10 protein-coding genes are annotated in these 12,719 nt (G+C 73.8%); 4 read left to right on the top strand and 6 right to left on the bottom strand.

What is annotated here, in order from left to right:
- The 3 genes from AC0AIB_RS15055 to AC0AIB_RS15065 form a co-directional block, all read right to left on the bottom strand.
- A partial coding sequence (locus tag AC0AIB_RS15055; protein ID WP_465096908.1) for a DUF2470 domain-containing protein occupies positions 1 to 694 on the bottom strand: 694 nt, incomplete at its 3' end.
- Between the two features lie 119 nt (positions 695 to 813).
- Positions 814 to 2,595, bottom strand: coding sequence for an ABC transporter ATP-binding protein (locus AC0AIB_RS15060; RefSeq protein WP_465096909.1), 1,782 nt, complete (start codon positions 2,593 to 2,595; stop codon positions 814 to 816).
- 115 nt (positions 2,596 to 2,710) lie between these two features.
- Positions 2,711 to 4,585 (bottom strand): ABC transporter ATP-binding protein, encoded by a 1,875-nt coding sequence (locus AC0AIB_RS15065; RefSeq protein ID WP_465096924.1) that lies wholly within the window; start codon positions 4,583 to 4,585, stop codon positions 2,711 to 2,713.
- A 165-nt stretch (positions 4,586 to 4,750) separates the two neighbouring features.
- On the opposite strand from AC0AIB_RS15065, the gene AC0AIB_RS15070 reads away from it, so the two are divergent.
- The gene (locus AC0AIB_RS15070) at positions 4,751 to 5,380 is read left to right on the top strand and encodes a TIGR03085 family metal-binding protein (RefSeq protein ID WP_328344455.1); all 630 of its coding nucleotides are present in this window, start codon (positions 4,751 to 4,753) and stop codon (positions 5,378 to 5,380) included.
- Between the two features lie 138 nt (positions 5,381 to 5,518).
- Positions 5,519 to 7,345, top strand: a complete 1,827-nt coding sequence (locus AC0AIB_RS15075; RefSeq protein WP_328344453.1) for an AMP-dependent synthetase/ligase — start codon at positions 5,519 to 5,521, stop codon at positions 7,343 to 7,345.
- A 58-nt stretch (positions 7,346 to 7,403) separates the two neighbouring features.
- Here AC0AIB_RS15075 and AC0AIB_RS15080 read toward each other — a convergent pair whose 3' ends face one another.
- Together AC0AIB_RS15080 and yczR are read right to left on the bottom strand one after the other, a co-directional pair.
- On the bottom strand, positions 7,404 to 8,708 hold the full coding sequence (locus AC0AIB_RS15080) for a low temperature requirement protein A (RefSeq protein WP_328344451.1): 1,305 nt from the start codon (positions 8,706 to 8,708) through the stop codon (positions 7,404 to 7,406).
- 175 nt (positions 8,709 to 8,883) lie between these two features.
- Positions 8,884 to 10,344, bottom strand: coding sequence for a MocR-like transcription factor YczR (gene yczR / locus AC0AIB_RS15085; protein WP_328344449.1), 1,461 nt, complete (start codon positions 10,342 to 10,344; stop codon positions 8,884 to 8,886).
- 58 nt (positions 10,345 to 10,402) lie between these two features.
- Between yczR and yczE the strand changes: the two genes are divergently transcribed.
- Positions 10,403 to 11,209, top strand: coding sequence for a membrane protein YczE (gene yczE / locus AC0AIB_RS15090; protein WP_442930652.1), 807 nt, complete (start codon positions 10,403 to 10,405; stop codon positions 11,207 to 11,209).
- A 38-nt stretch (positions 11,210 to 11,247) separates the two neighbouring features.
- Complete coding sequence (locus tag AC0AIB_RS15095) at positions 11,248 to 11,706, top strand: hypothetical protein (RefSeq protein ID WP_328344447.1); 459 nt, start codon at positions 11,248 to 11,250, stop codon at positions 11,704 to 11,706.
- A 178-nt stretch (positions 11,707 to 11,884) separates the two neighbouring features.
- Here the strand turns inward: AC0AIB_RS15095 and hisF are convergent, their stop codons facing one another.
- Positions 11,885 to 12,652: an imidazole glycerol phosphate synthase subunit HisF gene (gene hisF, locus AC0AIB_RS15100; RefSeq protein WP_328344445.1), complete on the bottom strand. Its 768-nt coding sequence runs from the start codon at positions 12,650 to 12,652 to the stop codon at positions 11,885 to 11,887.
- Positions 12,653 to 12,719: the final 67 nt, after the last annotated feature.

Genomic DNA, 12,719 nt, shown 5'->3' on the forward strand with positions numbered 1-12,719 from the left:
GCAGGAGGTGGGGCAGTTGCGCCGGGTGGGTCACCGGGTGGGGGAAGGGGAGGCGGGCTCGGCGGCGATCGCCGGGTCGGCCGTACGCCACGACCAGGCCGTAGCGGTCGAGGCGTACCACCCGGGGTTCGTCGTCGGTCAGGTCGAGCCGACGGCGCAGGTACGCGACCACCGCCGGCCCGTGGTGGTCGGCGAGGTCGGCCAGCAACGCGGCCTCGTCGGCGTGCAGCGGATCCGGTTCGGCGGCGGCGTACTCGCCGGGGTCGACCCGGTGCACCACACCGGCGGTCTCCAACCGGGCCTCGGCCACCTCGAAGCGGTGCAGCCGGAAACGGCTGCCGACGTCGAGCAGGTCGCCGGTCGGGTCCACGGCGGCGAAGTCGGCGGCGGCGCGACGGGCCGACCCGCCGTGCAGCGGCATCGCCCAGCCCGACACCCAGGCCCGCCCGGCGGACGGCGCTCCGGCGGCCGGGGGCAGGTCGAGCACGTCGAGCACCACGGCGACGTCCCGGACGGCACCCGGGTCCAGTTCGGCAGCGAGGTCGCTGAAGACCGGGACCAGCAGCAACACCCGCCCCTCCCGGTCGGTGGCGTGCCGGACGTGGAACGGGCCGGGCCGGTGGGCGAGGTGCACCAGGCCGGGCAGCCGGCCAGCCACCAGGGTACGGATCCGCTCAGCGGGGGTCGGGGCCATCGGGCACCTCCGAAGGTTAGGCTTACCTAACCCGGAGGGTAGCACCCGGAAGCCGGCCACCCGCCGCGGACCGCCCCGGCCCCTTAGCCGGTGCCGGGCGGAGGCAGCGCGGCAGACCGTCAGCGGGTCTGTTCCAGCCAGGAGGCGTAGAGCAGGCCGTAGATCGAGTCGGGGTCACGGACCAGCTCCTCGTGCGGGCCACGCTGCACGATCCGGCCCCGGTCCACCACCACCACCTCGTCGGCGGCCTGCGCGGTGGAGAGCCGGTGTGCGATGGCCAGCGTGGTCCGGCCCCGGGTCACCGCGTCCAGGGTGCGTTGCAGGCGTACCTCGGTGGCCGGGTCGACGGCGCTTGTCGCCTCGTCCAGGACCAGCAGGTCCGGATCCGCCACGTACGCCCGCGCCAGCGCGACCAACTGCCGCTCCCCGACGCTCAGCGCCTCCCCCCGCTCGCCCACCGGGGTGGCCAGACCGGCCGGCAGGCCGTCCAGCCAGTCGGCCAGGCCCAGCTCGGTGAAGGCGGTGGTGAGTTCCGCGTCGGTCAACTCGGGGCGGGCGAAACGGACGTTCTCCCCGACCGTGGCGTCGAACAGGAACCCGTCCTGCGGCACCATCACCACCCGCGACCGCAACGAATCGAAGCGCACCTCGTCCAACGGCACCCCGGACAGCAACACCCGCCCCTCGGTCGGATCCATCAGCCGGGTGAGCAGCTTGGCGAAGGTGGTCTTGCCGCTGCCGGTCTCGCCGACCACCGCCACCCGGCTCTTCGCCGCGATGTCCAGGGTGACGCCGTGCAGCACCGGCGGCCCACCGGGATAGGCGAACGTCACCTCGGCGAAGCGGATGTCCAACGGCCCCACCGGCAGTTCCCGGCCCTGCTCCCCCGGGTCGGCCACGTCCGGCGCGATGTCCAGCACGTCGAGCACCCGACGCCAGCCGGCGATCGCGTTCTGCGCCTCGTTGAGCACCTCGGTGGCGATCTGCACCGGCTGGATGAAGAGGGTGACCAGGAACAGGAACGCGGTGAGCTGGCCGACGGACAGCGTCCGGTCCGCCCCGAGGGACACCCCGACCACCACCACCCCGGCCAGCGCCACACCGGCCGCCAACTCCCCCACCGAGCTACCCAGGATGCTGATCCGGATGGCCCGCTGCTGCGCCACCCGCTGCCCCTCGATCGCCGCGTCCAGCCGCCGGGCCGTCCGCCCGGACACCCCGTACGCCCGGATCACCGGCGCGCCCACCACGCTCTCGGCGATCGTGCCGAGCAGGGTGCCCATCCGCTGCCGGACCATCCCGTAGGCGCCGGCCAACCGGCGTTGCAACAGCCTGATCATCAACACCGCCGGCGCGAACGCGACGAGCACCACGAGCGTCAACTGCCAGGAGTACGCCAGCATCACGGCCGTGGTGACGGCGAGCTGGCCCAGGTTGACGATGAGGATCACCCCGCCCCACTGGAGGAACTGGGTGATCTGGTCGACGTCGCTTGTCACCCGGGAGACCAGCGAACCGCGCCGCTCCGACTGCTGGTGCAGCATCGACAGGTCGTGCACGTGTCGGAACGCCCTGGTCCGGACGTTGGCCAGCGCGGTCTCGCTGACCGTGAACAGCCGCCGCATCATCAGGTAGCCGCAGGCGGTGGTGACCACCAGCACCGCCGCCGTGGCGGTGACCACGGTGACGATCACCCCGAGATCCGGGCCACCGGGTACGGCGATCCCCTGGTCGATGCCGCGCTGCACGGCGACCGGTACGGCCACCCGGCCGACCATGTAGACGAGCGCCAGGGCGATCGTGCCGGCCAGCCCGGTACGCAGCTCCGGCGAGAGCGCCAACCCCCGCCGCAATGTCTGCCAGGTCCCCTCGACCCGCTGCTCCCCGTCACCGGCGCTCACCGGTGCTGACCTTCCGTTCGCGACTGCGGGGCTCCGCTGCGCTGCACTCCTCGCACTCACCGGACCGACCTTCCGTTCGCGACTGCGGGGCTCCGCTGCGCTGCACTCCTCGCACTCACCGGTCCACCTCGATTTCCAGGCCCGACGGCAGCGGGGCGACCTCGTCGTACGACCGGTTCTGTTCGCGTTCCTGCTCGGCCTGCTCGTAGGCGGTGACCAGGTCGACGTAGCCGGGCACGGTGGCCAGCAGCTCGGTGTGGGTGCCCCGGGCCAGCACCCGGCCCTGCTCCAGGTAGATCACCTCGTCGGCGAGCGCGATGGTGGCCCGCCGGTACGCCACCACCAGGATCGACGCGGCGGCGTGCTGGCCGGGGGCCGGGGCGCGCAGCCCGGCCAGGATGGCGGCCTCGACCCGGGGGTCGACAGCGCTGGTGGCGTCGTCGAGCACCAGCAGCCGGGGCCGACCGGCCAGCGCGCGGGCCAGGGTGAGCCGTTGCCGCTGGCCGCCGGAGAGCGAGGTGCCCCGCTCACCGACCATGGTGTCGAGCCCGTCGGGGAGGGCGGCGACGAAACCGTCCGCCTCGGCCAGCCGCAGCGCCGCCCAGACGTCCTCGTCGCCGATGCCCGGCCGGTCCAGGCCGATGTTGGCCCGGACCGTGTCGTCGAAGACGAACGGCACCTGGGCGACCAGGGCGGCGGTCGAGGCGAGCGACTCCGCGGTGAGCTGCCGGACGTCCACCCCGTCCAGGGTGACCGTGCCGGCGTCCGGGTCGACCAGCCGGACCGCCAGCGAGGCGATGGTGGACTTGCCGGCGCCGGTCGGGCCGACAAGCGCCACCGTCCGCCCGGCCGGCACGGTGAAAGCGACCTCGCCGAGCACCTGCGTCCCGGGCAGGTGCGCCTCGGCCGGTTCGTACCCGAAGTGGACGCCGTCGAAGGCGAGGGTGGCGGGCGGTCCGTCGCGGTCCAGGGTGACGTCTCCGTAGGGCATCTCGCCGGTGGCGTCGAGCACCCGGCTGACCCGGTCCCAGCCGGCCACGCTGCGCGGCAGCTCGGCCAGCACCCAGCCGATGGCCCGCACCGGGAAGGCCAGCACGGTGAAGAGGAAGGCGACGCTGACCAGCTCGGTGACGCTGATCGCGCCCTGCCGCAGCCGGATCGTGCCGACCACGAGTACGGCCAGGGTGCCGAGGCTGGGCAGCGTCTCCAGCAGCGGGTCGAAGACCCCCCGCAGCCGGCCGACCGAGATCAGCGCGTCCCGCAGCTGCCCGGCACGGCCGGCGAACCGGGCGGTCTCCTGGGCCTCCCGGCCCATGGTCTTGACCACCAGGGCGCCGTCGAAGCTCTCGTGGGCGATGCCGCTGACCTCGGCCCGCAACCGCTGCGCGCGGGCCTGGCGGGGGGCCATCCGGCGGGAGTAGACCACGTTGAGCGCGAACAGGGCGGGGAACACGGCGAGCCCGACCAGGGCGAGCGCCCAGTCGGTGGCGAAGAGCGAACCGACCGCGCCGACCAGCATCACCAGCGTGCCGACCGCGAACGGCAGCGGCGCGATCGGGTACCAGGCCGCCTCGACGTCGGAATTGGCGTTGGACAGCAGGGTGCCTGTGGCGTTGCGGTGGTGCCAGGCCAGCGGCAGCTCCAGGTAGCGGCGGGTGACCTGACGGCGGTAGGCGGCCTGGAGGCGGAACTGCATGTAGCCGGCACCGAGCCGTCGGCCGAAGATGCCCACCACCCGCAGCACGCTGATCCCGAACAGCGCCACCGCGGCCAGGGCCAGTGTCCCCGTACCGACCTCGCCGGACTCCACCGCCGGCACCACCACGTCGCCGACGACCGCGCCGACCACGTACGCGCTGACGATCACCAGCCCGCCGAAGAGCACGCTGCCGGCGACCGCCACCGCGAAGATGCGCGGTTGTTCCCGGATCGCCCGGCCGAGGACCGACAGCCCCCGCTGGATGACGTCCCGACTCGTCCCGCTCGCCACGCTCTCCCCCGCCGTAAGCCGCAATTATCTCCCTTATCCTTACCGGTCGCCGCCACCTCTGCCGCCCTGCGTCGTATGTCCACCATCACGTCGCCGCCCGGGCGTGCCGGGCGGCGGCGGGCCACTCGCCGCGCCGACGACGGCCGCCCGACCTACGATCGCTGCATGCCGCGGTACGCCCGATCGGAGCGCGAGGCGCTCGCCGACCTGATGCTGGAAGTGGGCCCGGACGCCCCCACGATCAACGAGGGGTGGACCGCCCGGGACCTCGCCGCCCACCTGGTGGTGCGGGAGCGCCGCCCGGACGCCGCCGGCGGCATCCTGCTGCCGCCCCTGCACGGGTACGCCGAGCGGGTGCGCCTGCGGGTGGCCGCCCGGCCCTGGCCGGAGCTGGTCGGTCAGGTGCGCCGCCCACCGCTGTGGAGCCCGGTCAGCAACCCGCTCGCCGACGAGCTGGCCAACACGATGGAGTTCTTCATCCACCACGAGGACGTCCGGCGGGCCCGGTCGGGGTGGCATCCCCGGGACCTCCCGGCCGGGCTGGCCGCCCGTCTGTGGAAGCCGGTCGCCCTGCTGGCCCGGACCCGAGCCCGACGTTTCCCGGCGAACCTGCTGGTGCAGGCACCCGGCCACGGCGAGGTGACCACCGGTCGGGGTGGCGACCGGGTACGACTGGTCGGTTCCCCCGGCGAGCTGGTGCTGTTCCTCTCCGGCCGGCAACGGGTGGCCCGGGTCCAGCTCGACGGCCCGCCCGCGCTTACCGAACGGCTGCGCACCGCCCCGCTGGGACTCTGACCGGCCGACCGCGCGCGCCACTCAGCCGCCTCACAGGTTCGAGGGCTAGCCGATGCCCCCGTGCAGGCAATACCCTTCGGTAACCGCAGAGCGACGTGACCCCCGTCACGTCACCCACCCCCGAAGGCGGCTACCGCGATGGCTCTCGATGTCCCGTACCGCTCCATCCCCGACATGTTCCGCAAGCGGGTGGCCGCGACCCCCGACCGGCACGCCTTCGCCCACCCGGCGGCGGACGACTCCGGGCCGGTCTGGCTGACCTGGGCGCAGGTCGGCCGGCGGGCCGACGCGGTCGCCGCCGGCCTGCACGGGCTCGGGGTCGGGCTGGAGGACCCGGTGGCGATCCTGGCCAACACCCGGCTGGACTGGATCATCGCCGACTTCGGCATCATGTGCGCGGGCGGCGCGACCACCACCGTCTACCCGACCACCGAGCCGCAGGACGCGACGTACATCGTCGCCGACTCCGGCTCCCGGGTGCTGTTCGCCGAGAACCCGGCCCAGGCCGCGAAGATCGCCGGGGCGCAGCTGCCCGCGCTGACCCACGTGGTGCTCTTCGACGGCACCCCCGACCCGGCCGCCGCGGTGCCCCAGCTCACCCTGGCCGAGCTGGAGGAGCAGGGCGCGCGGGCGCTGGCCGCCGATCCCGACCTGATCGCCCGGCTGGTCGCCCCGGTCGGCCCGGAGCACCTGGCCACGCTGATCTACACCTCGGGCACCACCGGCCGGCCGAAGGGGGTCGAGCTGCTGCACGGCGGCTGGTGCTGGGAGGGGGTGGTGCAGGCCGAGACGGGCCTGCTGCGCGACGACGACGTGCAGTACCTGTGGTTGCCGCTGTCCCACTCGTTCGGCAAGACGCTGCTCTGCGGCTCGACGCACGTCGGCCTGCCGACCTACGTCGACGGCCGGGTGGACAGGCTGGTCGACCTGCTCGGGGTGATCCGGCCGACGCTGATGTGCGGGGCGCCCCGGGTCTACGAGAAGGTCTACAACAAGGCGGTCACCACCGCACAGGACGCCGGCGGCGCGAAGGCCAAGATCTTCGCCTGGGCCGTCGCGGTCGGCAAGGAGAAGGTCGCCCTGGAGCAGGCCGGCCGACCGGTCCCGGGCGGCCTCAAACTCAGGTACGCGGTGGCCGAGAAGCTGGTGTTCAGCAAGCTCCAGGCCCGGCTCGGCGGGCGGATCCGGGTGCTCGTCTCCGGCGCGGCCCCGCTGAGCGCGGAGATCGCCACCTTCTTCGCCGCGGCCAACCTGCCCATCTCCGAGGGGTACGGCCTGACCGAGACCAGCGCCGGCAACTTCGTCAACCCGCCCGACGGGTTGCGGATCGGCACCGTCGGCCGGGCGATGGGCGACCTGGAGTGCCGGATCGACACCGACGGCGAGATCCTGGTCCGGGGTCGGCCGGTGATGCGCGGCTACCACAACCTGCCCGAGGAGACCGCCGCCGCGTTCACCGGGGACGGCTTCTTCCGCACCGGCGACATCGGCAGCCTCACCGACGACGGCTACCTGCGCATCACCGACCGGAAGAAGGACCTGGTCAAGACCTCCGGCGGCAAGTACGTCGCGCCGTCACACATCGAGGGCATGTTCAAGGCGATCTGCCCGTACACCTCGCAGGCGATCGTGATCGGTCAGGCCCGCAACTACTGCACCATGCTTGTCAGCCTGGACCCGGACGCGATCCGGGGCTGGGCGGTGGGCGGCCCGCTCGAGGGGCGTGACTACGCCGAGATCGTCGCCTCACCCGAGGCGCGGGCCATGGTCGAGGAACACGTCGCCCAGCTCAACGCCAAGCTCAACCGCTGGGAGACGATCAAGAAGGTCACCGTGCTGCCCCGCGACCTGACCATCGAGGACGGCGAGATGACCCCGTCGCTGAAGATCAAGCGCCGCGGGGTGGAGAGCAACTTCGCCGCCGAGATCGACAGGATGTACGCGGGCAGCCTGGCCGAGATCTGACCGCCGGTGACCGGCCGGCGTCCGTGTCCTCCCGTCCCGGGACACGGCCGCCGGCCGGTCACAGGTGTTCGTGACGCCACCGGCTCTGCTCGGTCTCGGCGGCTTCCTCCTCCTCCAGGGCCAACTGGCGCACCCGGTGCCGACGGCGGCCCTGCCCCCGGGTCTCCACCACGACCAGGGCGACACAGACCAGGGCCAGCAGGGTCAACGCGCCCACCTCGGGCACCCGGGCCCCCAGCGGGGCGAGCGCGCCCAACGCCAGCACCGCCAGCACCGGCGGCCAGCGCAGCACCCGCACCGCCCGCAGCCCGCAGGCGACGAGGCTGAGCAGATAGAGGCTCACCCCGCCGTAGAGCACCAGCACCCAGTAGCCGCCCAACGGCACTCCCCACTCCGGGGTGCCCGGGTCGGCCACCTCGGCCAGCAGGTCCTTGAGCCCGAGGGCGAAGAAGATCACCCCGGCGACGATCGGCAGGTGCAGGTAGGTGTAGGCGTCCCGGGCCAACCGGGCCCGGGACGCCGGGTCACGGCTGCGGTGCAACGCCTGCTCCAAGGCGAGCGCCAGGGTGTCGAAGTAGGCCCACCACAGCACCGACACGACGACGATGCCGAGCGCCGCCGCGATCACCACCGGCCAGGTCAGCGGCAGACCGGTGACGAAGTTCGGGCCGACCCCCAACGCGATGATCGACTCGCCGAGCGCGATCAGGACCATCAGGGCGTGCCGTTCCGCCCAGTGCCCGGCGGAGACCACCGCCCAGTAGGCCCCGCCCAGGCGCACCCCGGCCACGTACTCCACCAGCAGGGCGACCGTCCAGAGGGTGAGCTGCAGGGCGGTCGCGGTGCCGTCCTCGGCGATCCTCCGCGGCAGCAGCGCGGAGACGATCAGCAACGCCGTGGCGGTCGCCGGCAGCAGCACGAGCCGCCTCCACTGCCGCCACCGGGCCGGGTCGCCCCGGGCCACCACGCCTAGGACGGCCAACTGACAGGCCCGGACCAGGAAGTAGCAGCTGACGAAGACCAGCGGGCCGTTCAGCCCGCCGGGCCGGTCGTTGAACGCCCCGGGCATGGTCAGCGCCAGCAGGAAGGTGGCGGTGAGGGTGAGGAAGCCGACCACCGGCAGCAGCCCCTGGTCGGCGCGGACGATGTTGCCGAGGCCCGCGAACCCGGTCCAGCACCACCACAGCAATCCCAGCACCAGCAGGCAGCGCAGCAGGTTGCTGACGGTGGGCTGTTGCGAGGTCAACGTGGTGACGTTGAAGAAGGCGAAGACGAAGACCAGGTCGTAGAAGAGTTCCAGCCGGGTGGTCCGGGAGCCGGGCGCACCGAGCCGGACACCATGCGACCACCTCCGGCTGCCCACACCGGCAGTCTCCCAGTCGACGCCGGCCGGCCAGGCCGGTTCACTCCGACCGGTCGGCCGCTCCCGGCAGGTCGGCCAATCCCGGCAGGTCGGCCAATCCGGCGGGTCGGCTACTTCGGCGCCGGACGCGGGCGGTGGCCTCGGGCGCGGCGGCGGCCCCGGGCGGAAGCCGGGATCAGGCGATGACGGCCGGTTCCCGCCAGCCTGGGCGGCCGGCGCCCCGGTCGAGGTCGTAACGAATGGCGGCCAGCCGGCCGACCGCCTCCACCAGGTCGGCGACGGGCAGGGTGAAGGGCAGTCGCAGGAAGCGCTCCAGGGTGCCGTCCAGGCCGAACCGGGGGCCGGGAGCCAGCCGTACGCCGACCTCCTCGGCGGCCCGGGCCAGGGCGCTGGAGATCGGGCCGTCCAGCTCGACCCAGAGCGTGACGCCGCCGCGGGGCACGCCGACCCGCCAGTCCGGCAGCCGCTCGGCGAGCACGTCGAGCAGGGCGTCCCGTTGGGTGGCGAGCTGGGTACGGCGGGCCGCGACGATGGCCGGGGCCTGGGCGAGCAGGTGCACCGCCACCAGTTGGTCGAGCACCGGGCTGGCCATGTCCACCCCGACCCGGGCCGCGGCCAGCCGCTGCACCTGCGGGGCTGAGGCGCGTACCCAACCGATCCGCAGGCCACCCCAGTACGGCTTGCTCATCCCCCCGATGGAGATCACCCGGGAGTGCCTGTCGAAGACGGCGACCGGCGGGGGCAGCGGCGTGCCGTCCAGCGGCAGGTCCACGAAGGACTCGTCGACGACCAGGTCGGTGCCGGCGGCGTGCGCGGTGGCGACCAGCCGCTCCCGCAGCTCGGCGGGCATCAGGTGCCCGGTCGGGTTCTGGAACTCGGGGATCAGGTACGCCAGTTTGGGCCGGGTCTGCCGGACGCTGCCCAGCAGCAGGTCGGCGTCCCAGCCGGCACCGTCGACGGCAAGGCCGTGGGTGCTGATCCGGGCCCGCCGGGCGGCCAGCGCGGCGAGCGCGTTCGGGTAGGTGGGTGACTCCACCAGGACGTTCCCGCCGGGCGCGAGGGCCAGCCGCAGCACCAGGTCCAGGGCGTGCTGGGTGCCGCTGGTCACCATGATCTGCTCGGCGCTGGTCGGCAACCCCCGCCCGGTGTACGCCCGGGCGACCGCCTCACGCAGCTCGACGATGCCGGTCGGGTGGTAGCCCGCACCGGACAGGTAGCGCGGCAGGTCCTCCACGGCGGCGCGGGCCGCCGGCACCAGTTCGGGCGGGGCGGACAGCGCGGCCACCCCGAGGTCGATCATGTCGCGGTCGTCCAGCGGGGTCCACAGGCCGGTGCTGGCGACCCGGTGGGTGCCGGGCAGCATGGTCCAGCTCCCCGCGCCGCGCCGACTGGCCAGGTGGCCGGTCTCCCGCAACTGCCGGTACGCGGCGGTGACCGTGGTGCGGCTGATCCGCAGCGCCTCGGCCAGCTCCCGCTCGGCCGGCAGGCGTACCCCCAGGGGGAGGCGACCGTCGGCGAGCAGGCCCCGGACGGCGGCGGCGAGCGCGGCGTAGTCGGGGTTGCGGCGACGGCCCGGCAGGGCGTGCCACTGCCCGAGCAGCCGAGCCAATTGGACCCCTCGCACCTGGCTGGTCACGGCCACCCCTCCAGAATTGGCTCTTCTCTGCGCGGTATTGGACCCTAGAGTGGCATGCATGGCTTCGATTGGCAATCTCCGGCACCGCCCCGCCCGGCGGCTCACCCAGCTCTACGCCGGGCTGGTCCTCTACGGCGTCAGCATGGCCATGATGATCCGCTCCGGGCTCGGCCTGGACCCGTGGGACGTCTTCCACCAGGGGTTGGCCCGGCAGACCGGCCTGTCGTTCGGCACCGTGACCATCGCGGTCGGCGCTGTGGTGCTGCTGCTCTGGATCCCGCTGCGGCAACGCCCCGGGCTCGGCACGGTGAGCAACGTGGTGGTGATCGGCCTGGTGGTGGATGCCACGGTGGCCCTGCTGCCGGCCGGGCTGCCGCTGCCCGCCCGGATCGGCCTGCTGCTCGGCGGCATCGTCGCCAACGGTGCCGCCACCGGCCTCTACCTCGGCGCCCGGCTCGGCCCCGGCCCCCGCGACGGCCTGATGACCGGCTACGTCGCCCGCCGGCCGGGCCCCTCGGTCCGGCTGGTCCGCACCGTCATCGAGGTCACCGTGCTGGCCCTGGGCTGGCTGCTCGGCGGCACGGTGGGCCTCGGCACCGTCGCCTACGCGCTCGGCATCGGCCCGTTGGCCCAGTTCTTCATCCCGCGCTTCGCCGTCCCCGCGGCACCTGGCGCTGCGGAACGGGGCCACCCGGCACCGGCTGCCACCGCACCGGGCCACCCGGCACCGGTCGCCACCGCACCGGGCGAGATGGCACCGGTCGCCGCGGAACCGGGCCCCCGGGCACCGTTCCCGCCGAAACCAGGCTCGGGGCGTCCGGAGGTGACCACGCTGAGCTGCGTTGACACGACAGGGGGAAAGTAGGTGTTTCCTCAACGGACACCTACAGGCATCATTCGTGCATGGGGGAGAACGCGTGGCGCTGGACGGACGCCTGGATCTTCGTGTCACTGGTGATCGCCAGCGGGGCCGGACGGCACCGCCGCGCGGTGGATTCCCGCCGCCCGGAGGGGGTCCGGCTCACTGACGTGCTGTCCACCGCCGACCACCTCAACCAGGCGATACCCGAACGGCTCGACGTGGAGACAGCGGTCCAGCGGCTGGTCGGGGCGGGGCTGGTCACCGTCTCCGACGGTTGGTTCCGGATCACCCCCGACGGGGAGCAGCTCTGGCGTACCCGGCCCCGGGCCGGGGTCGGCGGCACGGTCGACAGCGTCCAGGGGGTGCTCGTCCGGCGACACGCTCCGGGCAGCGCGCAGTGGCACCTGCCCGAGGAGGACCACGCCGCCGCCGTGCAGGAGTACGTGGTCCGGTCGATCCCGGCCCCGCGCCGCTCCCCGGAGGGCCAGACCGGCCGCTGACGCATCGCGCTCGGCGCGCGGATCAGGGTGCCCGGGTGGGCCGGCGGTCCGGATCAGGGTGCCCGGGTGGGCCGGCGGTCCGGATCAGGGTGCCCGGGTGGGCCGGCGGTCCGGATCAGGGTGCCCGGGTGGGCCGGCGGTCCGGATCAGGGGGCCGGGTGAATGGCGGCGCGGATCGTCAGCGGACGGGGTGGCCGGCGGCGCGCAGGGCGTCCTTGACCTCGCCGACGGTCAACTCGCCGAAGTGGAACACGCTGGCGGCGAGCACCGCGTCGGCGCCCGCGCCGATCGCGGGTGGGAAGTGCGCGACCCGGCCGGCCCCGCCGCTGGCGATCACCGGCACGTCGACCACCGCCCGGACCGCCTCGATCAGGGTCAGGTCGAAGCCGGCCTTGGTGCCGTCGGCATCCATCGAGTTGAGCAGGATCTCCCCCGCGCCCAACTCGGCCCCACGCGCCGCCCACTCGACCGCGTCGAGCCCGGTGCCCCGGCGGCCACCGTGGGTGGTCACCTCGAAACCGCTGGGGGTGGTGCCGGCGGGGGCCCGCCTGACGTCCAGCGAGAGCACCAGCACCTGCCGGCCGAACCGGTCGGCGATCTCGGCGATCAGCTCGGGGCGGGCGATGGCGGCGGTGTTCACCCCCACCTTGTCGGCTCCGGCCCGCAGCAGGGTGTCCACGTCGGCGACCTGCCGGACGCCGCCGCCGACGGTGAGCGGGATGAAGACGGACTCGGCGGTACGGCGTACCACGTCGAGCATGGTGCCCCGGTCGCTGGAGGACGCGGTGACGTCCAGGAAGGTCAACTCGTCCGCGCCGGCCCGGTCGTACGCCGCCGCCAGCTCCACCGGGTCACCGGCGTCGCGCAGGTCGAGGAAGTTGACCCCCTTGACCACCCGACCGGCGTCCACGTCCAGACACGGGATCACCCGCACCGCCACCGTCATGCCGTGAGCCTATCCAACCCCGGTCACACCGACGACCGCCCCGTGTGTCCGCCCCCGGGAGGCGCCG

The organism is Micromonospora sp. DSM 43699, assembly GCF_055517075.1.